The 19,202-nt window shown below is 59.2% G+C and carries 21 protein-coding genes; 8 read left to right on the top strand and 13 right to left on the bottom strand.

The window, feature by feature from the left end; translation table 11 throughout:
* Both DEO48_RS04860 and DEO48_RS04855 read right to left on the bottom strand, forming a co-directional pair.
* Nucleotides 1–692 (bottom strand): SDR family oxidoreductase (locus tag DEO48_RS04860; RefSeq protein ID WP_109844509.1); only part of this gene is annotated, 692 nt, incomplete at its 3' end.
* A gap of 125 nt (nucleotides 693–817) precedes the next feature.
* Nucleotides 818–1,261, bottom strand: a complete 444-nt coding sequence (locus tag DEO48_RS04855) for a helix-turn-helix domain-containing protein (RefSeq protein ID WP_109844508.1) — start codon at nucleotides 1,259–1,261, stop codon at nucleotides 818–820.
* A gap of 152 nt (nucleotides 1,262–1,413) precedes the next feature.
* Here DEO48_RS04855 and agp point away from each other — a divergent pair, with 152 nt between their 5' ends.
* A complete protein-coding gene (agp, locus tag DEO48_RS04850; protein WP_023311075.1) occupies nucleotides 1,414–2,655 on the top strand; it encodes a bifunctional glucose-1-phosphatase/inositol phosphatase in 1,242 nt (413 codons plus the stop codon).
* A gap of 33 nt (nucleotides 2,656–2,688) precedes the next feature.
* On the opposite strand, the gene DEO48_RS04845 is transcribed toward agp, so the two are convergent.
* On the bottom strand, nucleotides 2,689–2,916 hold the full coding sequence (locus DEO48_RS04845) for a YccJ family protein (protein ID WP_008499832.1): 228 nt from the start codon (nucleotides 2,914–2,916) through the stop codon (nucleotides 2,689–2,691).
* 20 nt (nucleotides 2,917–2,936) lie between these two features.
* Nucleotides 2,937–3,533 (bottom strand): NAD(P)H:quinone oxidoreductase, encoded by a 597-nt coding sequence (gene wrbA, locus DEO48_RS04840; RefSeq protein WP_023311076.1) that lies wholly within the window; start codon nucleotides 3,531–3,533, stop codon nucleotides 2,937–2,939.
* Between the two features lie 391 nt (nucleotides 3,534–3,924).
* Between wrbA and DEO48_RS04835 the strand changes: the two genes are divergently transcribed.
* From DEO48_RS04835 to DEO48_RS04820, 4 genes are all read left to right on the top strand, one after another.
* Nucleotides 3,925–4,095, top strand: coding sequence for a general stress protein (locus DEO48_RS04835; RefSeq protein ID WP_023311077.1), 171 nt, complete (start codon nucleotides 3,925–3,927; stop codon nucleotides 4,093–4,095).
* A gap of 117 nt (nucleotides 4,096–4,212) precedes the next feature.
* Nucleotides 4,213–5,130, top strand: coding sequence for a DMT family transporter (locus tag DEO48_RS04830; RefSeq protein ID WP_109844507.1), 918 nt, complete (start codon nucleotides 4,213–4,215; stop codon nucleotides 5,128–5,130).
* Nucleotides 5,131–5,191: 61 nt separating this feature from the next.
* A complete protein-coding gene (locus DEO48_RS04825; protein WP_008499829.1) occupies nucleotides 5,192–5,461 on the top strand; it encodes a DUF1778 domain-containing protein in 270 nt (89 codons plus the stop codon).
* Between the two features lie 6 nt (nucleotides 5,462–5,467).
* Entirely contained in the window at nucleotides 5,468–5,989 is a 522-nt protein-coding gene (locus DEO48_RS04820) for a GNAT family N-acetyltransferase (protein WP_109844506.1), read from the top strand.
* Between the two features lie 73 nt (nucleotides 5,990–6,062).
* On the opposite strand, the gene rutG is transcribed toward DEO48_RS04820, so the two are convergent.
* Genes rutG through rutA form a run of 7 tightly spaced genes read right to left on the bottom strand, consistent with a single transcriptional unit; the run spans nucleotide 6,063 to nucleotide 11,497 of the window.
* Nucleotides 6,063–7,385, bottom strand: coding sequence for a pyrimidine utilization transport protein G (gene rutG, locus DEO48_RS04815; protein WP_109844505.1), 1,323 nt, complete (start codon nucleotides 7,383–7,385; stop codon nucleotides 6,063–6,065).
* Nucleotides 7,386–7,406: 21 nt separating this feature from the next.
* Nucleotides 7,407–7,901 carry an NADH-dependent FMN reductase RutF gene (gene rutF / locus DEO48_RS04810; protein ID WP_023311082.1) on the bottom strand — a complete coding sequence of 165 codons (495 nt, stop codon included), beginning with the start codon at nucleotides 7,899–7,901 and terminating at the stop codon, nucleotides 7,407–7,409.
* Between the two features lie 9 nt (nucleotides 7,902–7,910).
* Nucleotides 7,911–8,501, bottom strand: coding sequence for a malonic semialdehyde reductase (locus DEO48_RS04805; RefSeq protein WP_109844504.1), 591 nt, complete (start codon nucleotides 8,499–8,501; stop codon nucleotides 7,911–7,913).
* Nucleotides 8,502–8,510: 9 nt separating this feature from the next.
* The gene (gene rutD / locus DEO48_RS04800; RefSeq protein WP_109844503.1) at nucleotides 8,511–9,311 is read right to left on the bottom strand and encodes a pyrimidine utilization protein D; all 801 of its coding nucleotides are present in this window, start codon (nucleotides 9,309–9,311) and stop codon (nucleotides 8,511–8,513) included.
* A gap of 7 nt (nucleotides 9,312–9,318) precedes the next feature.
* On the bottom strand, nucleotides 9,319–9,705 hold the full coding sequence (gene rutC / locus DEO48_RS04795; protein WP_010429508.1) for a pyrimidine utilization protein C: 387 nt from the start codon (nucleotides 9,703–9,705) through the stop codon (nucleotides 9,319–9,321).
* Nucleotides 9,706–9,716: 11 nt separating this feature from the next.
* The gene (gene rutB / locus DEO48_RS04790) at nucleotides 9,717–10,406 is read right to left on the bottom strand and encodes a pyrimidine utilization protein B (RefSeq protein WP_109844502.1); all 690 of its coding nucleotides are present in this window, start codon (nucleotides 10,404–10,406) and stop codon (nucleotides 9,717–9,719) included.
* Nucleotides 10,406–11,497, bottom strand: coding sequence for a pyrimidine utilization protein A (gene rutA / locus DEO48_RS04785; protein WP_109844501.1), 1,092 nt, complete (start codon nucleotides 11,495–11,497; stop codon nucleotides 10,406–10,408). The genes rutB and rutA overlap by 1 nt, the downstream gene beginning before the upstream one ends.
* A gap of 245 nt (nucleotides 11,498–11,742) precedes the next feature.
* Between rutA and rutR the strand changes: the two genes are divergently transcribed.
* Complete coding sequence (gene rutR / locus DEO48_RS04780) at nucleotides 11,743–12,381, top strand: HTH-type transcriptional regulator RutR (protein WP_023311087.1); 639 nt, start codon at nucleotides 11,743–11,745, stop codon at nucleotides 12,379–12,381.
* Here rutR and DEO48_RS04775 read toward each other — a convergent pair.
* Together DEO48_RS04775 and putA are read right to left on the bottom strand one after the other, a co-directional pair.
* On the bottom strand, nucleotides 12,378–12,773 hold the full coding sequence (locus DEO48_RS04775; protein ID WP_029742088.1) for a lysozyme inhibitor LprI family protein: 396 nt from the start codon (nucleotides 12,771–12,773) through the stop codon (nucleotides 12,378–12,380). The two genes, rutR and DEO48_RS04775, sit on opposite strands and share 4 nt — an antisense overlap.
* 51 nt (nucleotides 12,774–12,824) lie before the next feature.
* Entirely contained in the window at nucleotides 12,825–16,787 is a 3,963-nt protein-coding gene (putA, locus tag DEO48_RS04770; protein ID WP_109844500.1) for a trifunctional transcriptional regulator/proline dehydrogenase/L-glutamate gamma-semialdehyde dehydrogenase, read from the bottom strand.
* 422 nt (nucleotides 16,788–17,209) lie between these two features.
* Between putA and putP the strand changes: the two genes are divergently transcribed.
* Nucleotides 17,210–18,718 carry a sodium/proline symporter PutP gene (putP, locus tag DEO48_RS04765; protein WP_023311090.1) on the top strand — a complete coding sequence of 503 codons (1,509 nt, stop codon included), beginning with the start codon at nucleotides 17,210–17,212 and terminating at the stop codon, nucleotides 18,716–18,718.
* Nucleotides 18,719–18,834: 116 nt separating this feature from the next.
* The coding region (locus DEO48_RS04760) for a DUF3574 domain-containing protein (protein ID WP_109844510.1) at nucleotides 18,835–19,202 on the top strand (368 nt) is incomplete at its 3' end.

Genomic DNA, 19,202 nt, shown 5'->3' with positions numbered 1-19,202 from the left:
GGCGGGATGGTGATCGGTTCACCCTGATCCAGACCCGCCAGCGATGCATCCACCATATCGTCGGTGGTCATCACCGATCCTTCCGGCAGATCGTTCACCGTGACGCCCGAATGGCTCCAGATTTCCGTCGCCGTGGCGGCGGGCAGCACGGCCTGAATGCGCACGCTGCTGTCGGCAAATTCTTCCTGTAACCCACGGGTAAAGCTCAGAACCCACGCCTTGGTGGCGCTGTAGAGCGCGCTACCGGCACGGACGTGCAGCGCTAACACCGAGGCGATATTGATCAGCGTGCCGCGATTGTTCTGCGCCAGGCGCGGCAGGATGGCGTAGGTCAGACGCATCAGCGCCGTGGTGTTCAGGGTGTTAATGGCCTGATGCTGCGCCACATCGCCTGCGAGGAACGGCGCCATCTGGGCGGTACCCGCGTTGTTAATGAGCGTATCAATGGCTGTGTTGCTGCGCAGCTCCTCTTCCACGGCGCGGATCCCCTGTTCATCGGTAAGATCGGCCACCAGAATATCGACGGCCACGCCGTAGCGCGCGCGAAGGTCGGCGGCAAGGGTTTTAAGGCGATCTTCGCGACGGGCGACCAGCACCAGGTTAGCGCCGCGCGCGGCAAGGCGATCGGCATAAACGGCACCAATTCCGGAAGAGGCGCCCGTAATCAGGGCGGTGGTGATTTGCGTAGTCATCGTGTGTTACCTCAGGGCAAAGTGGGTTATTTGGTTTCAAGATGAAACCGAATAAACTCTCTGCTATTTGGTTTTATAATGCAACCATATTTGCGAGCATTTTGTGCTTTTGCCGTCGGGAACTATCAGGAGGGGAGTTTCGCCACGATCTCTTCAGGCATCAGTTCGCGGCCATCGTCGGCGATAAGCGCCAGTTTACGCAGGGGTTTGCGCTGTTCGGTATCGACCAGCACGGTGCCGCATTCGTTATCCGCAAACAAAAATTCATTGCCCCACTGGGAGAGGGCAACCAGCACCGTTTGCAGGGCACGACCTTTCTCGGTCAGGACGTATTCCTGCCAGGCGCTGCCGTCGGACGCGGGCTGAAGCCGGAGGATGCCTTCGTCGACCAGCAGTTTTAGCCGCGTGGTCAGCATGTTTTTGGCGATACCAAGGCTTTTCTGGAACTCGCCGAAGCGTTTAATCCCGCGCAGCGCGTCGCGCACGATCAGCAGCGACCACCAGTCGCCGATGATATCCAGCGAACGGGCGACGGGGCAGGTGCTTTCTTCGAGGCGGGTACGTTTCACGGTCAATTCTCCGGTGGGGTGTGGTTTTATTATAAAACTTATTGGTGCACACAGTAAGCACGTTAATCATCAGTTTGAGAAATGCTTCCCGGAAAATTGTCACCAATCTGTCACACTGAAGGCGACATTTTAAAACGATTGAGGAATTAGGGATGAGAAAAGCACTACTCGCGCTGGCAGTCGCCGGTTCCATTTCAGCAACGTTTGGCGTGCAGGCGCAAGAGACGCCGGAAGGGTATCAGCTGGAGCAAGTTTTAATCATGAGTCGTCACAACCTGCGCGCGCCGCTCGCCAATAACGGCAGCGTGCTGGAGCAGTCCACGCCGAAGCAGTGGCCGGAGTGGGAGGTGCCGGGCGGTCAGCTCACCACCAAGGGCGGCGTGCTGGAAGTCTATATGGGCCATTACATGCGCGAGTGGCTGGCGCAGCAGGGGATGGTGAAGACGGGAGAATGCCCGGCGGCGGATAGCGTTTATGCTTACGCCAACAGCCTGCAGCGTACCGTCGCCACCGCGCAGTTCTTCATCACCGGCGCGTTCCCGGGCTGCGACGTTCCCGTGCACCATCAGGAAAAAATGGGCACCATGGATCCGACCTTTAATCCGGTGATTACCGATAACTCGCCGGAATTCCGCGAAAAAGCGCTCAAGGCGATGGAGTCCGAGCGGCAGAAAATGCAGCTTACCGAAAGCTATAAGCTGCTGGAGCAAATGACGAACTACGCCGATTCTCCGTCCTGCAAAGAGAAAAAGGTCTGCTCGCTGGCGGACGCGAAAGATACCTTTAGCGCCGACTATGAAAAAGAGCCTGGCGTATCCGGGCCGCTGAAGGTGGGTAACTCGCTGGTGGATGCGTTCACGCTGCAGTATTACGAAGGCTTCCCGGCCGATCAGGTGGCCTGGGGCGAAATCAAGACCGACCAGCAGTGGCGCGTGCTGTCTAAGCTGAAGAACGGCTATCAGGACTCGCTGTTTACCTCCACTGAGGTAGCGCAAAACGTGGCGAAGCCGCTGGTGAAGTACATTGATAAAACGCTGGTCACCGAGCAGGCGAAAGCGCCTAAGATCACCCTGCTGGTGGGGCATGATTCGAACATTGCTTCCCTGCTCACCGCCCTGGATTTCAAACCCTATCAGCTGCACGACCAGCAGGAGCGCACCCCGATTGGCGGCAAGATTGTCTTCCAGCGCTGGCATGACAAAAACGCCAATCAGGAGCTGATGAAAATTGAGTATGTCTACCAGAGTTCAGAGCAGCTGCGTAACGCCAGCGTGCTGTCGCTGAAGTCCCCCGCGCAGCGCGTGACCCTGGAGCTGAAAGGCTGCCCGGTGGATGCGAACGGCTTCTGTCCTGTCGATAAATTCAATGCGGTGATGAATAACGCGGCGAAGTAAAGGAGAACCCCCCGCTGCGGCGGGGGGAAACGCTTAGACGTTTTTACGTTCGATGGTTTGCTCGCCCCAGAAGAGCGAGTCTTTATCCGTTTTTTCGAAGGCGCGCACCAGCACCTCATCGTTACCTTCCTCCCAAATCTGCTCGGCCAGCTTTTCATCGTACTTCGCGACTTCAAAGATAGCTTCGGCAATCTCCGGAGAGGTGTTGCGTAAACTTGCCCATTCGCCCACGTGGTGAGCTTTGGATTCTTGAGTTGGCATGCTTGTCCTCCTGTTGGGGGTTAGCCGTTCAGTTTTTTGGCCAGACCCGCGACGTATTCACCCTGATAGCGGGCGATAGACAGTTCTTCATTGCTTGGCTGACGTGAGCCATCCCCACCGGCAATGGTGGTTGCGCCGTACGGCGTACCGCCACGCACCTGGGAAATGTCAAACAGCTCCTGGGCGCCGTAGCCAATCGGCACAATCACCATCCCGTGATGAGCAAGGGTAGTCCAGGTTGAGGTAATCGTCTGCTCCTGACCGCCGCCGGTGCCGGTTGAGCTGAATACGCTGGCGAGTTTCCCGTAGAGCGCGCCGGATGCCCAAAGTCCGCCGGTTTGATCGAGGAAGGTGCGCATCTGGCCTGACATATTGCCGAAGCGGGTCGGTGTGCCGAAGATAATGGCATCATAGTCCGCCAGCTCCTGCGGGGTGGCGACCGGGGCGTTTTGCGTTTTCCCCCCGGCTTTCAGGAAGGCTTCCGCCTGCATGGTTTCCGGTACGCGTTTCACCACAACCTCAACGCCATCAACCCTGTTCGCACCTTCTGCTACCGCGTGAGCCATGGTTTCAATGTGTCCATACATGGAATAATAGAGCACCAGAACTTTTGCCATTTTGCATCACTCCTCGTTTGTTTTTTCTGACAGCGGATCGCTGCGCTCATTTAAAGATATGTCATCACGGCCAGACTGCAAAAATGAACGCCATTTCTTTGATTTATAACAATATGGTTACGAAAAGGCGTTGTAGCAAAATGAAACAACTTTTTGGCGGCGGATTTTTGAAATGATAAGAAAGGCTTATGAATCGCCGCCGCGTCATCTCACCCGAAAGGCTGAGTTCATGTTGCAGAATATTACCTGCGGCTTGCCGGATAGCGGCATTCCACTAAGCTTAGTTTCACGCGGCACAGATAAAGGCACTGTCCTTGTGTTGCGAGGTGAAAGAATCCTCTTTTACTGAATGCAATATGATGTCTAATGTTTCACATTCTGGAGGTTAGAGATGGCAAACCATCGTGGTGGTTCAGGTAATTTCGCAGAAGACCGTGAAAGAGCATCAGAAGCAGGCCGTAAAGGTGGCCAGCATAGCGGGGGCAACTTCAAGAATGACCCGCAACGCGCATCTGAAGCTGGCAAGAAAGGGGGTAAAAACAGCCACGGCAGCAGTAAGTAACACGCCGGGTTGAACCCCTGCCGCCGGGATCTCCCGGCGGTTTTTTTATTTCTGCAACATTGAACTGTAACCAAAGGCAACGCACACTAGGGAATTGATCTTAACCGCGAGTGCCGCATGTCTGTCTCACGCTTCAAATTCTCCGTTAAACCGCAGGAAGCCATCCTCATTCTCATCACCATGTTCTGGGGCGGGACGTTTCTGGCCGTTCAGTACGCGGTGACCCTCAGCGATCCGTTCTTTTTTGTTGGCCTGCGCTTTGCGACGGCGGCGCTTGCCGTGGGGCTAATTTCGCTTAAAACGCTGCGGGGACTGACGCTGAAAGAACTTAAGGCCGGCGTGGCGATTGGGGTGGCGATCGCGATGGGCTACAGCCTGCAGACGTGGGGATTGCAGACCATCTCCAGCAGTAAATCCGCGTTTATCACCGCCATGTATGTGCCGCTGGTGCCGCTGCTGCAGTGGCTGTGCCTGGGGCGGCTGCCGGGGCTGATGTCCTGTATTGGCATCGTGCTGGCGTTTATCGGCCTGATCTTACTGGCCGGGCCGGAAAACAACCTGCTTGCGCTGGGGCCGGGCGAAATCATCACCCTGATTGGGGCGATTGCCATTGCGGCGGAAATTATTCTGATTAGCGCCTGGGCGGGCAAGGTCGACGTCAAACGGGTGACGGTGGTGCAGCTCGCCACGGCGTCGCTGGTGGCGTTTGCGACGATGGTTCCGGCAGGGGAGTCCGTGCCGCCGATGTCCACCGGCCTGGTGGTGGTCGCACTGGGGCTGGGTATCTTCAGCGCCATTATTCAGGTCACCATGAACTGGGCGCAGCGCAGCGTATCGCCAACCCGCGCGACGGTGATTTATACCGGTGAACCGGTCTGGGCGGGGATTTTCGGACGCATTGCTGGTGAGCGTTTGCCGCTTCTGGCGCTGGTGGGCGCGGCATTTATTGTCGCCGGGGTGCTGGTGAGCGAGTTGAAGCTCAGAAAGCGTCGGAACCAGGTGAGCGACATGACTGCTGAAGAAGGTTTAGATTGAAAAAACAGACGGGTTTATCTACGATATGTACGGATAAATACCGTACACGGTGAAGTAAACCATGCCAGCACTGAAAAAACAGCGTATCGATCTTCGCTTAACGGACGAAGACAAAACAATGATTGAAGAAGCGGCAGCGATGACGAACCAAACGATCACCCAGTTTATGGTGAACAGTGCGTCAGAGCGCGCTGCAGAGGTCATTGAACAGCATCGGCGTCTCGTCTTAAACGAAGCATCATGGAATGCCGTGATGGATGCCATCGACAATCCGCCAGAGCCAAATGAACGCCTGAAGCGAGCGGCAAAACGTCTTCGAAACATGGAGTGAAGCGTCGTGGAAAATCTCACGATCGAAATGTTTTCAGAGGGAAAAGATTATGATTTCAGGGACTTCGATTGTGGTGAACCCTCACTAAATGTCTTCCTCACAGAACATCTGGTGCGTCAGCACAATGGGCGTATTTTACGAGGCTATCTGCTTAAAGATCGCGATTGTCCGCGAGTCCTGGGCTATTACACCTTATCGGGAAGTTGCTTTGAAAAAGCGATGCTGCCTTCTAAGACTCAGCAGCGTCGGATCCCTTATAGCAACGTACCGAGCGTAACGCTGGGACGTCTGGCTGTAGATAAAACACTACAGGGAAACGAGTGGGGAATAACGCTCGTCGCGCATGCTATGCGCGTTGTCTACCTGGCTTCACAGGCTGTGGGGGTACACGGAATATTTGTTGATGCCCTTAACGAGCGGGCAAAACGATTTTATCTGAAACAGGGCTTTATTCCGCTGACAGGTGAAAACAGCCATTCTTTGTTCTTCCCTACAAAATCTATCGAACGGCTGTTTGAGCAAGAGTGATTGCTTTACTACCTGTTGTTCTAAAGGAATGTACATGTCGGGTAAGGCCTGGCCGTCATCCGACATGGTGATTTCACGAATCCTGATGCACCACGGCGCCCTGCGGCGCAGTGGCCATCCGGCGGCTCAGCAGGGCGTTAAGCAGGATCGCGCCGAAGGTCGCCGTGCCAATCCCACCAATCGTAAAGCCGCCCAGCGTCAGGGCAAAATCACCCGCGCCCAGCACCAGCGTGACCGCCACCATAATCAGGTTGCCGTTCTGGCTGAGATCGACCCGATGCTGCACCCAGATGCGCGCGCCGGCTACGGCGATCAGCCCAAACACCACAATCGATGCCCCGCCGATGACCGGGGACGGAATGGTGTGGATCAGCGCGCCGAACTTCGGTGAGAAGCCGAGCAGCATCGCCATCACCGCCGCCGCCACGAAGACCAACGTCGAGTAGACTTTGGTCACCGCCATCACGCCGATGTTTTCAGCATAGGTGGTGACGCCGCTGCCGCCTACGGAGCCGGAGAGCATGGTCGCCAGACCGTCACCGACGAACGCGCGGCCCATGTACGGATCCATGCTGCGCCCGGTCATCCCCGCCACGGCCTTCAGGTGGCCCAGGTTTTCCGCCACCAGGATCACCGCCACCGGTGCGATAAGCATCATCGCCTGGGTGTTAAAGGAGGGCGAGGTCACCTTCGGCAGGCCGAACCAGGCTGCCTGGTGGAGCAGCGTAAAATCAACCGGCTTGCCGAGACCAAAAACGTTGGCCAGCAGGGCATACACCAGACAGGCAACAATCAGCCCGACCAGGATCAGCAGCCGCTGAATCATGCCGCGCGTGAACACCGCCACCAGGCCGATGCACAGAACCGTGATCACCGCCATCCAGCTTTCAAACGGCGAGGCGGAGACGCTCCTGACCGCAATTGGCGCGAGGTTGAGGCCTATCGCCATCACCACGGCGCCCGTCACGACGGGAGGCATCATTCGCTCGATCCAGCGCGTGCCGATTTTCATCACCACCAGACCAATCAGGGTGTAGACCAGACCGCAGGCGATGATGCCGCCGAGGGCCACGCTCAGGTTGGGGTTGATCCCCTGGCCGTTGAACCCGGTGGTGGCGATGACGACGCCCACAAAGGCGGCGCTGGAGCCGAGATAGCTGGGCACGCGCCCGCCGGTGACGAAAAAGAACAGCAGGGTACCGATACCCGACATCAGAATAGACAGGTTGGGATCGAGTCCCATCAGCATCGGCATCAGCACCGTGGCGCCAAACATGGCGACCGCGTGCTGGACGCCCATCACCATTGTCTGCCCGAGCGGCAGGCGTTCATCCGGCGCGACCACGCCTGCGTCTGTGGAGGTCGATTTCAACTGCCAGTGGGGAAATCCGAACATGGTCTGTCTCCTTAAGGCGGGTTAACAGGCGGGTCGCATAAGCGCGTGATAGCCGCGGTCAAACCACACCAGCCCTTGCGGAGCGGGGTGGCGAATAATCGAAATAATGTCGCAAAACAGAATGTCGTGGGTGCCGACGCTCACCACCTGGCTGATGCGGCAGTCAAACGAGGCCAGCGCATCTTCCAGGCGCGGACAGCCCGTGTCGCCCGTCTGCCAGCGGGCGGCGGCAAAGCGTTCCGCCATCGGCGTTTTCCCGCCAAACAGGTTAGATAAAGGCTCCTGTCCGGCGCTCAGGGTATTCACGCAAAGGGTGCGGTTTTCGCTAAACGTTGGCCAGACGGACGCGCCGCGGTTCAGGCACACCAGCAGGGTGGGCGGTGAATCCGTTACGCTGCACACCGCGCTGGCGGTGAAGCCTGCCATCCCCGCCGGGCCGTCGGTGGTGATGATGTTGACCGCCGCGCCAACGCAGGCCATGGCGTCGCGAAAGGTTTGTTTATCCGGTGTTGTCATCATCGCTCCTTACGCCAGCCCGCAGGCATCGTCGAAGTCCAGGCGCGGCAGGCGCCCGTAAAGTTTGCGGGTATCGCCGTAGCCAATGTTGATCAGCAGATTGCTTTTAAGCGTCGTGCCGGTGAAAAAGGCTTCGTCGACCTTTTGGCGGTCAAATCCCGACATCGGGCCGGTGTCCAGCCCCAGGGCGCGACAGGCGAAAATCAGGTAGGCGGCCTGCATTGAACTGTTGCGAAAGGCGGTCTCTTCCGCATGCGCGGGGCTGGTGGTAAACCAGCTCTTTGCATCGCCGTGCGGGAACAGCTCGGGCAGGCGCTCGTAGAATTCACCGTCCCAGGCGACAATCGCCGTGACCGGGGCGGTGAGCGTTTTCTCGAGGTTGCCGCTGGAGAGCGCCGGGCGCAGCTTCTCTTTTCCCTCCGCGCTTCGCACAAACACAATTCGCGCCGGGGAGCAGTTGGCGGACGTTGGCCCCCATTTCATCAGGTTGTAGATTTCGCGCAGCGTTTCGTCGCTGACGGCAATATTCTGCCAGCCGTTATGGGTGCGGGCGCCGGTGAACAGCGTTTCCAGCGCGGCGGGGGTAATGGCTTCGCTCATTAAAGCTCCTTATAAAGCGGGTTCCGGGCTGTGCAGCAGGCTGGCAAGCCCGTTCAGCAGCAGGGTGTTGAAGGTATCCGGCTCGGTGACGTTGCAGGCATGTCCGCCCTGGCGCATCACCGCGACGTGGCTGTGCGGGATCGCCGCCTGTAGTTCAGACGAACAAACAGCGGGCACCAGCATGTCGTCGGCGGAACAGATGATCTGGACCGGACAGCGAATGCGCGCCGCATGGCGGCTGAAGTCGGCCTTTTTCAGGGCGCTAAGCCTGTGCAGTAGGTTAGTTTTGCCCTGGAAATGGGCCAGCGCCAGCGCTTCTTCGGCCTCCAGACGGGGGGCGCGGGCGGCCATCCAGTCCGCCGGGTAGAGAAACAGCGGCTGCGCCTCGACCCACGCCTGTGCGCCGCCGTAATGCAGCAGGCGCTCGCGGATCTGAAAGCAGCGCCGGGTGTGCGCGTTGAGGGTCAACCAGCCGTTGACGCACACCAGCGCGGTGAGGGCGTCGGGCCTGTCGAGGGCCAGCTGCAGGCCGACCAGCGCCCCCAGCGCGTGACCCACGACGCTGTAGCGGACAATCCCGGCATCCGCCAGCGCCTGGGCCAGCTCGTCCGCCATCTGCGCAAGGCTGTAGCCTTCCGGCAGGGTGGCGGGGTTATTGCCCGTTCCGCGCTGGTCATAGCACACCACCTGATATTCCGGCTCCAGCGCGGCCAGCTGGGGCAACCAGTAGCTGCCGCTGCCGCCGAGACCGGAAATAAAGACCACCACGGGCGCGCCCTCGAACGGGGGCGGCGAGACGGAAAGTTTCATACCTGCCTCACTTCGCGATGTGCGCAACGGTGGCGATTTCAACCAGCGCCTCTGGCTTCACCAGCCCGCACTGAATGCAGAACCGCGCCGGTTTATCGCCGGGGAAGAACTCGGCGTAGATCTCGTTAATCGCGGCGTAGTTTTTCCAGTCGGTGATAAAGATGCTGTTGAAGGTCACATCCTCCATCGTGCCACCCGCCGTTTCGATCACGGTTTTGATCGTCTCCAGTACGTGGCGGGTTTGCGCCTTTGGGTCGTTGATAAACACCACGTTGTTGTCTTTATCAAACGGCAGCGTGCCGGAAACATACACCACGCCGTCGGCGAGGGTACCGGGGACAAACGGGGCAATCGGCGTGCTGGTGCCCGGCGGAATAATCACGGATTTTGGCATCAGGCGTCTCCTCAGGCGATACGGGCGAGCGGGGGAGTCAGGGCATCGCAGAAATCTGCAACGTTACTGACCCAGCCAAAAAAGGTTTCGATGTTGAACAGGGCCGCTTTCTGGGCGAACTCCGGCCCGGCCTGATGGGTCGCGTCTTCCAGCACCACGCCAAAATACTCGAGGAAAAAGCCGTCGCGCAGAGTCGACTCCACGCAGACGTTGGTGGCGATCCCGGTGAACACCAGATGGCGAATGCCCCGGCTGCGCAGCAGGCTATCGAGCGGCGTGTTGAAAAAGCCGCTGTAGCGCGGTTTGGGCAGGACAATATCGCCCGCCTGCGGTACCAGCTCATCCACCAGCTGATAGTCCCAGCCGCCTTTCGCCAGCAGCTTGCCCTGCAGTTCGGGCCGTTTACGCATGGTTTTCAGGGCGTTCGACTTGTGGAAGTTGGGCGAGCCGGGGCCGCCGGCCTCGACGTACTGGTCATCCCAGCCGTTCTGGAACCAGATGATGAGCATGCCCGCGGCGCGCGCGGCGGCGACGGCGGTTTTAATGTTCTCAATCACCGGCCGGGTGGCGGAGACGTCGAACCCCGCCAGATCCAGATAACCGCCCTGGCTGGCGTAGGCGTTTTGCATGTCCACCACGATCAGCGCGCTCTGCTGTGGCGCGAAGGTGATGGCTTCCGGGCGTGCGTTAAGGGTCGTCATTACGCCACCTCCTTCGTGACGGCAGGGATGTGGGCGCGGCACTGCATCAGCGGCTGGATGCGCTCGCCGAAGGTCTCCACGCCAATGAGGAAATCGTCGAAGGTCAGCAGAACGCCTTCCGCACCGGGCACGGCCGCCACTTCGTCAAGCATTCTGGCGACGCTGGCGTACGAGCCGACCAGGGTGCCCATATTGATATTGACGGCGGAGGTCGGGTCGGCCATCTGGCGAACGTTAGTATCTGCCCCGGAGCGGGTATCCTTCTGGCTCTGCTCGGTCAGCCAGCTCAGGGCCTCCTCGTCGGCGCCGTCCTTATAGCGCTCCCATTTCGCGCGCGCGGCGTCGTCGGTTTCGTCGGCAATGACCATAAACAGCACGTAGGAGCCCACGTCGCGCCCGGTTTTGTCAGCGGCCTCTTTCATGCGCGCTGCGGTCGGGGCGAAGGCGGCAGGCGTGTTCACCCCTTTACCGAAGCAGAAGTTGAAGTCGGCGTATTTGGCGGAAAAGTCCATCCCCGCGTCGCTCTGTCCGGCGCAAATCACCGTCATCGGCACCGACGGCTGCGGGCTGACGCGGCAGTCGTTCATGGTGAAGAAATCGCCCTTGAAATCGCTTTTGCCGGTCCCCCACAGGTCGCGCAGCACCTGCACGTATTCGGTCAGGTAGTCGTAGCGACGCGAGAAGTAGTCGTCACCCGGCCAGAGCCCCATCTGCTCGTACTCCGGTTTTTGCCAGCCGGTCACCAGGTTGACGCCAAAGCGTCCGCCGGAGATCGAGTCGATGGTGGAGGCCATGCGCGCCACGATCGCCGGGGGCAGGGTGAGGGTGGCTGCGGTGGCGTAGATCTGGATCCGCGAGGTGACCGCGGCCAGCCCGGCCATCAGGGTGAAGGACTCCAGGTTGTGATCCCAGAATTCGGTTTTGCCGCCGAAGCCGCGCAGCTTGATCATCGAAAGCGCAAAGTCGAAATGGTAGTGCTCCGCTTTCTGCACGATGGCTTTATTGAGCTCAAAGGTCGGCATGTATTGCGGTGCAGTGGTCGAGATAAGCCAGCCGTTGTTGCCGATGGGTACAAATACGCCAATTTTCATCACGAACCTCTCTTCATTACGTCGCAGGTGTAACGGTGTTTTTGCAAAGGCAGTGCCAGTTTTGAAAATGACAGTGTTATTAATGTGTTAACCAGAAGTTGGTGTATTGATGCGGTTAAATGTGGACTAACTGGTCAAAAACATTGCACAGAAAACAGGCATTCATGCGCGATCGGAGTGCAGGATGTCGTGGCGAGACGGGGGTTTTGCTATGCTGAGGGCAACGCAGAATAAGGAGAGCGGGAATGACACAAGGCGCAGTGAAAACACCAGGTAAACGTTCGCAGGCGGTGAGCGCCAAGAAGCAGGCGATCCTCAGCGCGGCGCTGGAGACCTTTTCGCAGTTTGGTATTCACGGCACGCGCCTGGAGCAGGTGGCGGAGCAGTCCGGCGTATCCAAAACCAATCTGCTTTACTATTACCCGTCGAAAGAGGCGCTCTATGTGGCGGTGATGCAGCAGATCCTCGATATCTGGCTGGCGCCCCTCAAAGCGTTCCGCGCAGAGCTGGCCCCGCTGGTGGCGATCAAAGAGTACATTCGCCTGAAGCTGGAGGTGTCGCGCGATTACCCGCAGGCGTCGCGACTGTTTTGTCTTGAGATGCTGCAGGGCGCGCCGCTGCTGCAGGCGGAATTAACCGGAGATTTAAAACAGCTGGTGGACGATAAGTCGGCCATTATTGCCGGATGGGTCGCCAGCGGAAAGCTGGCCCCGGTCGACCCGCATCATCTGATCTTTATGATTTGGGCCTCCACCCAGCATTACGCTGACTTTGCGGCCCAGGTTGAGGCGGTGACCGGTAAAACGCTCCAGGACGAGGCGTTTTTCCACAGCACTCTGGAAAACGTGCAGCGGATGATTATCGAAGGGATCCGCCTGCGCTAGTTCCCGGGCGGGAGAGGGCAGCTTAAGTCGCCCTCTTCACACTGCATCAGCGAGGCCAGAAACGCTTCTCGCTCCACGGTTTTTTCCGCCAGGCACTGGTTAACAATCATTGGCTGGACGCTCCCGCCTTCCGTCCCTGAACCGATAAACGCGCAGTCCGCATCGCGCAGGGTAATCCACGCCTGCTGCGCTTTTTTCAGCAGGTCTCGCTGGGGCGCTGCCGCACGCTTAACGGCGGCCTGATAGGTCTGGTTGAGCTTTTTATCGGCAGCCTGGTACTGCTGCGCGCTACAGGTATTCAATTCAAGCTGGGTGGTCGCTTTGTCGCACTCGTCGGCCAGCGCGCTGGCGCTCATTAGCAGTGCTGCACTGGCGATAAGATATCGTTTCATATACTCCCCAATAAAATAAGGCTCCGTCTCCGGAGCCTTATTAGCACAGCGTTAGCCTATTGTCATCAGGCTGGCGTTACCGCCTGCCGCCGCCGTGTTGACGCTGAGCGAGCGCTCCACGTACAGACGCTCCAGCAGGAGGTTGGTTTCCCCGCGCGCAAAGCCCTGCACGGAAACGATGGCACCGCTGCGGGCCGCCACCTGCTCGCAGAGTTCACGCAGCTGATCGGAATCACCGTGGTAGATCACCGCATCAAACGGCTGGGTTAGCAGGTTATCGGCTTTCGCGAAGCGAATGCGGGCCGAGACCGCCTTCGGCAGCTGTTTGGCGAGATCGCGATGCAGGGCATCTTCCGGCCACAGTACTTCACACCCGGTTGCCATGGCGGCGGCCAGCTGCACCAGCGCGTCCTGCTCGTTATCGGCCACGCACAGCACGCGCTCGCGCGGCATCAGCGTCCAGGTGTTGCGCTCGCCGGTTGGACCCGGCAGCAGACGCTGCGTGCCCGCCTGCGCCAGTTCGCCGTACTGCTTCGCGACGGCACGCAGTTCAGGACGTTTTTCCGCCCAGGCGATCAGCGCCTCCAGCGGCTGGGTCAGTACGGTTTTCAGCTGCGCATCCACCGGATAGTCCGCATCCTGGCGTGCCAGGGTGACGCCCAGGGCGTTCTCCGGACGGTTCGCCAGCAGACGGTACAGGTAGAGCGGACCGCCCGCTTTCGGACCGGTGCCGGAAAGGCCTTCGCCGCCGAACGGCTGCACGCCCACGACCGCGCCGACCATGTTGCGGTTGACGTACAGGTTGCCCACTTTGGCGCTGCCGGTGACCTGCGCGATAGTCTCGTCGATACGGGTATGCACGCCGAGCGTCAGGCCATAGCCGGAGGCGTTGATCTGCTCAACCAGCTCGTTCAGGTTGTTACGGTTGTAGCGCACCACGTGCAGCACCGGGCCGAAGACCTCTTTTTTCAGCTCGTCGAAGCTTGCCAGCTCAATCAGCGTTGGCGGCACAAAGGTGCCGGTCCGCCATTCGCGGGCATCTTCGCTGTTCTCGCGCACCGCCTGGAACACCGGACGGCCTTTAGCGCGCATGGTCTGAATGTGGTTTTCGATGTTGGCTTTGGCTTCCGCGTCGATCACCGGCCCGATGTCGGTGGTGAGACGGCCCGGGTTGCCCATGCGGCATTCGGCCATCGCGCCGCGCAGCATCTTCAGCGTGTGGTCCGCCACGTCGTCCTGCAGGCACAGCACGCGCAGGGCGGAGCAGCGCTGGCCGGCGCTGTCGAATGCGGAGGCCAGCACGTCGACCACCACCTGCTCGGTAAGGGCAGAGGAGTCGACGATCATGGCGTTCATCCCGCCGGTTTCCGCGATGAGCGGCGTAGGGCGGCCCTGCGCATCCAGACGGGTGGCAATGTTGCGCTGCAGCAGAGACGCCACTTCGGTCGAACCGGTAAACATCACGCCGCGCACGCGGTTGTCGGAGGTCAGTTTGGCACCGACCGTTTCACCGCGGCCCGGCAGCAGCTGAACCACGCCCGCCGGCACGCCGGCTTCCAGAAGAATGTTGATGCCCTGCGCGGCAATCAGCGGGGTCTGCTCTGCTGGTTTTGCCAGCACGCTGTTTCCTGCGGCCAGCGCGGCGGCAATCTGGCCGGTGAAGATCGCCAGCGGGAAGTTCCACGGGCTGATACAGACTACCGGGCCGAGCGGACGGTGAGTTTCGTTATCGAAATCATCGCGCACCTGACCGGCGTAGTAGTGCAGGAAGTCGACGGCCTCGCGCACTTCGGCAATCGCGTTGCTGAAGGTTTTACCCGCCTCGCGCACCAGAATGCCGATGAGCGACTGCATCTGATCTTCCATCAGCACCGCCGCACGCTCCAGAATCGCGGCGCGCTCCTGCGGCGGCGTGGCGAACCAGATAGGGGCGTTGTTCACCGCGCTGTCCAGCGCCTGATCCACTTCCGCTTCGGTCGCTTCACGCGCGTAGCCGACGATATCTTTTGGCTCTGCAGGGTTAATAACCGGCTGCATGTCGCCGTCTGCAACGGGCTGCTCCAGCATCGGTTTGGCCTGCCACTTCTGCAGCGCGCTGTTGAGCAGGGCAGAGGAGAGCGACGCCAGACGGTGTTCGTTGGCGAGATCCAGACCCGCCGAGTTGACGCGGCCTTTGCCGTAAAGCTCGCGCGGCAGGGCAATCTTCGGATGCGGCAGGCCAACCTGGCCTTCCTGTGCCGCCATCTTCTCAACGGCCTGCACCGGGTCGGCCACCAGCTCGTCGAGCGGCAGCGTGGTATCGGCGATGCGGTTAACGAAAGAGGTGTTCGCACCGTTTTCCAGTAGACGACGCACCAGGTACGCCAGCAGGGTTTCGTGCGTTCCCACCGGAGCATAGATTCGGCATGGGCGGTTCAGCTTGCCGTCCGCCACTTTACCGGTGACCTGCTCGTACAGCGGTTCACCCATGCCGTGCAGGCACTGGAACTCGTACTGGCCTGGATAGTAGTTTTGCCCGGCCAGGCTGTAGATCGCCGCCAGGGTGTGGGCGTTGTGGGTAGCGAACTGCGGATAGATCAGGTTCGGCACGCCGAGCAGCTTTTTCGCACAGGCGAGGTAAGAGACGTCGGTGTATACCTTGCGGGTATAGACCGGATAGCCTTCCAGCCCTTCCATCTGGGCGCGTTTGATTTCGCTGTCCCAGTAGGCGCCTTTCACCAGACGGATCATCAGGCGACGGCGGCTGCGGCTTGCCAGGTCAATCAGGTAATCAATGACGAACGGGCAGCGCTTCTGGTAGGCCTGGATAACGAAGCCGATGCCGTTCCAGCCTGCCAGCTCCGGCTCGAAGCACAGTTTTTCAAGCAGATCGAGGGAGATCTCCAGACGGTCGGCCTCTTCGGCGTCGATGTTAATGCCGATGTCATACTGGCGCGCCAGCAGGGTCAGGGACTTCAGGCGCGGGTAGAGTTCTTCCATCACACGGTCGTACTGCGCGCGGCTGTAGCGCGGGTGCAGGGCAGAAAGCTTGATAGAGATGCCCGGGCCTTCATAAATACCGCGACCGTTGGACGCTTTACCGATGGCGTGGATCGCCTGCTGGTAAGAGACCATGTAGGCCTGCGCGTCGGCGGCGGTCAGGGCCGCTTCGCCCAGCATGTCGTACGAGTAGCGGAAACCTTTATCTTCCAGCTTGCGGGCGTTCGCCAGCGCTTCGGCAATAGTTTCCCCGGTGACAAACTGCTCGCCCATCAGGCGCATCGCCATGTCCACGCCTTTGCGGATCAGCGGCTCGCCGCTCTTGCCGATGATGCGGTTCAGGGAGCGGGAGAGGTTGGCTTCGTTATGGGTGGAGACCAGTTTGCCGGTAAACAGCAGGCCCCAGGTGGCGGCGTTGACGAACAGCGACGGGCTACGGCCAATGTGGGAATGCCAGTTGCCGTTGCTGATCTTGTCGCGGATCAGCGCGTCGCGGGTGGCTTTATCCGGAATACGCAGCAGCGCTTCCGCCAGACACATCAGCGCCACGCCTTCCTGAGAGGAGAGTGAAAACTCCTGCAGCAGACCCTGAACCATCCCGGCGCGGCCGGTGGCGGTTTTCTGGTTACGCAGCTTGTCGGCTAACTGATACGCCAGGCTGTGCGCCTGTGCGGCAATGGCTTCCGGCAGGCGGGCCTGCTCCAGCAGCATCGGCACGGCGTCGGTTTCGGCACGGCGCCAGGCGCCGGTAATGGCGGCACGGCTGACGGACTGCGGCAGGATCTGCTCGGCAAATTCAAGGAACGGTTGATGGTTCTCGTCGCCAGCGGCCGGGGCTTCTTCGCTTTCATTCGCCGCGCCGGCCAGCAGGGCAGGCAGCTCCGGCAGGCCCTCATCGCTCTCGAGTCTTTCGAGATAGTTAAAAATCGCCTGCTTAATTAACCAGTGCGGCGTGCGGTCAATGCGGGTTGCTGCGGTCTTAATCCGTTCGCGGGTTGCGTCATCCAGCTTAACCCCCATGGTGGTCATACCCATGCCAAAGCTCCTGTTGTTCTGTAATAGCGTTCTGTAGATAGCGTGAAATATCCCCCATGTTGCAACTTTGTGCAACCGTGTTAAATGTGACCTGGTTTGCAACCCGGAAAATGAATGGATTGTTAATGAATGGTTAGCTGGGAAAACGTGCTGGCTTTTGTGCGGGAAGCCTGGTTTTATGCGGTGGTTAACACTTTTCAAAGGTGCAACCCGTAAAAGCGTGAGCGAGTGCAACCTATAGGAAACTCGTATCAAACCGGGGATGAAATTGATGTAAATGCAGTGTTAAATCGTTTGTCAGCGGAAGGCGCATACGGCAGGATAGCGCGCCCAACCGAAACACAAGATACATTCACCTCGTTCCGGTGATCATATAACAAGGCAGCCCGGATGGTTGTCGCTCGACATTTTGGAGAATTTGAATGGCTATTAGCACACCGATGCTGGTGACATTTCTCGTTTATATTTTTGGCATGATCCTGATAGGGTTTTTGGCGTGGCGTTCTACAAAGAACTTTGACGACTACATTCTGGGCGGACGCAGTTTAGGCCCAATGGTGACCGCACTCTCTGCGGGCGCCTCCGACATGAGCGGCTGGCTGCTGATGGGGCTGCCCGGCGCGATTTTTATCTCCGGTATCTCTGAAAGCTGGATCGCCATCGGCCTGACCGTTGGCGCGTGGATCAACTGGAAGCTGGTGGCAGGCCGTCTGCGCGTGCATACCGAGGCCAACAACAACGCCCTGACGCTGCCGGATTACTTCACCGGACGTTTTGAAGATAACAGCCGCATCCTGCGCATTATCTCTGCGGTAGTTATCCTGCTGTTCTTCACCATCTACTGTGCCTCCGGCATCGTGGCCGGCGCGCGTCTGTTCGAAAGCACCTTCGGCATGAGCTACGAAACCGCCCTGTGGGCCGGTGCTGCGGCGACCATCCTCTATACCTTCGTGGGCGGGTTCCTGGCGGTAAGCTGGACCGACACCGTGCAGGCGAGCCTGATGATCTTCGCCCTGATCCTGACTCCGGTGATTGTGATTTTCACCGTTGGCGGCTTTGGCGAATCGCTGGAAGTGATCAAGCAGAAGAGCATCGAAAACGTCGACATGCTGAAAGGGCTGAACTTCGTGGCCATCGTCTCCCTGATGGGCTGGGGCCTGGGCTACTTCGGTCAGCCGCATATCCTGGCGCGCTTTATGGCGGCGGATTCCCACCACACCATCGTTCATGCCCGTCGCATCAGCATGACGTGGATGATCCTGTGTCTGGCGGGGGCGTGTGCGGTCGGCTTCTTCGGCATCGCGTACTTCAACAACAACCCGGCGCAGGCGGGCGCGGTCAACCAGAACGCCGAGCGCGTGTTCATCGAGCTGGCGCAAATTCTGTTTAACCCGTGGATTGCCGGTATTCTGCTCTCCGCAATCCTGGCGGCGGTGATGTCTACCCTGAGCTGTCAGTTGCTGGTCTGCTCCAGTGCGATCACCGAAGACCTTTACAAAGCCTTCCTGCGTAAAAACGCGAGCCAGAAAGAGCTGGTGTGGGTAGGGCGCTTTATGGTGCTGCTGGTGGCGCTGATTGCTATTGCGCTGGCGGCCAACCCGGAAAACCGCGTGCTGGGCCTCGTGAGCTACGCGTGGGCGGGCTTCGGTGCGGCGTTTGGTCCGGTAGTGCTGTTCTCCGTCATGTGGTCACGTATGACCCGTAACGGCGCGCTGGCGGGGATGATCATTGGTGCGGTGACCGTTATCGTCTGGAAACAGTTCGCATGGCTGGGCCTGTACGAAATCATTCCGGGCTTCATCTTCGGCAGCATCGGCATCGTGGTGTTCAGCCTGCTGGGTAAAGCCCCGTCTGCCTCCATGCAGAAACGCTTTGCTGAAGCCGACGCGCATTACCACACTGCGCCGCCGTCTAAGCTCCAGGCAGAATAATTATTCTCGCTGCACAATGCAGGCCGGGTGAGCGCAAGCGCACCCGGCTTTTTTCTTGCCAAAATCCGTCATTTCCTGTGATATCCCTGTGCTTATAACAATGAGGATAGCGAAGCATGACAATCAAAACAGGGGTAATGGCAGCGGCATTATTGATGCTCGCTGGCTGCACGGCGCCATCGCGACACGCGGCGGTGGAGACCTGCAAAGCGGATAACCAGATGCAGCAAACCACGCTCTATTTCGGCTTAAATCGTCCTGCCGGGGCGCAGATCACCAGCAACGAGTGGCAGCAGTTTGTTGACCAGGACGTGACGCCGCGTTTCCGCGATGGCTTAACGGTGTTTGACGCGCGCGGGCAGTGGCTGGGGAACGACGGGAAAGTGGCGCGCGAACCCAGCAAAGCATTAATGCTGATCCACGGTAAAGATGCGCAGAGCGATAAGAACATCGAAGCGTTGCGCGGGATTTATAAATCACGCTT

It is taken from the genome of Enterobacter sp. CGMCC 5087, assembly GCF_003144775.1.
Taxonomy (GTDB): domain Bacteria; phylum Pseudomonadota; class Gammaproteobacteria; order Enterobacterales; family Enterobacteriaceae; genus Enterobacter; species Enterobacter cloacae_M.
The sequence above is the reverse complement of the archived record's forward strand: the minus strand, read 5'-3'. Positions and strand labels throughout refer to the sequence as shown.

Coding starts and splice junctions, on each gene's coding strand:
- DEO48_RS04805 (WP_109844504.1), bottom strand. CDS start 8,501: ATGAGCGAAGCCATTACCCCCGCCGCGCTGGAAACGCTGTTCACCGGC.
- rutB (WP_109844502.1), bottom strand. CDS start 10,406: ATGACGACCCTTAACGCACGCCCGGAAGCCATCACCTTCGCGCCACAG.
- agp (WP_023311075.1), top strand. CDS start 1,414: ATGAGAAAAGCACTACTCGCGCTGGCAGTCGCCGGTTCCATTTCAGCA.
- DEO48_RS04835 (WP_023311077.1), top strand. CDS start 3,925: ATGGCAAACCATCGTGGTGGTTCAGGTAATTTCGCAGAAGACCGTGAA.
- putP (WP_023311090.1), top strand. CDS start 17,210: ATGGCTATTAGCACACCGATGCTGGTGACATTTCTCGTTTATATTTTT.
- putA (WP_109844500.1), bottom strand. CDS start 16,787: ATGGGTATGACCACCATGGGGGTTAAGCTGGATGACGCAACCCGCGAA.
- rutR (WP_023311087.1), top strand. CDS start 11,743: ATGACACAAGGCGCAGTGAAAACACCAGGTAAACGTTCGCAGGCGGTG.
- rutD (WP_109844503.1), bottom strand. CDS start 9,311: ATGAAACTTTCCGTCTCGCCGCCCCCGTTCGAGGGCGCGCCCGTGGTG.
- DEO48_RS04830 (WP_109844507.1), top strand. CDS start 4,213: ATGTCTGTCTCACGCTTCAAATTCTCCGTTAAACCGCAGGAAGCCATC.
- wrbA (WP_023311076.1), bottom strand. CDS start 3,533: ATGGCAAAAGTTCTGGTGCTCTATTATTCCATGTATGGACACATTGAA.
- rutG (WP_109844505.1), bottom strand. CDS start 7,385: ATGTTCGGATTTCCCCACTGGCAGTTGAAATCGACCTCCACAGACGCA.
- DEO48_RS04825 (WP_008499829.1), top strand. CDS start 5,192: ATGCCAGCACTGAAAAAACAGCGTATCGATCTTCGCTTAACGGACGAA.
- rutA (WP_109844501.1), bottom strand. CDS start 11,497: ATGAAAATTGGCGTATTTGTACCCATCGGCAACAACGGCTGGCTTATC.
- DEO48_RS04845 (WP_008499832.1), bottom strand. CDS start 2,916: ATGCCAACTCAAGAATCCAAAGCTCACCACGTGGGCGAATGGGCAAGT.
- rutF (WP_023311082.1), bottom strand. CDS start 7,901: ATGACAACACCGGATAAACAAACCTTTCGCGACGCCATGGCCTGCGTT.
- DEO48_RS04775 (WP_029742088.1), bottom strand. CDS start 12,773: ATGAAACGATATCTTATCGCCAGTGCAGCACTGCTAATGAGCGCCAGC.
- rutC (WP_010429508.1), bottom strand. CDS start 9,705: ATGCCAAAATCCGTGATTATTCCGCCGGGCACCAGCACGCCGATTGCC.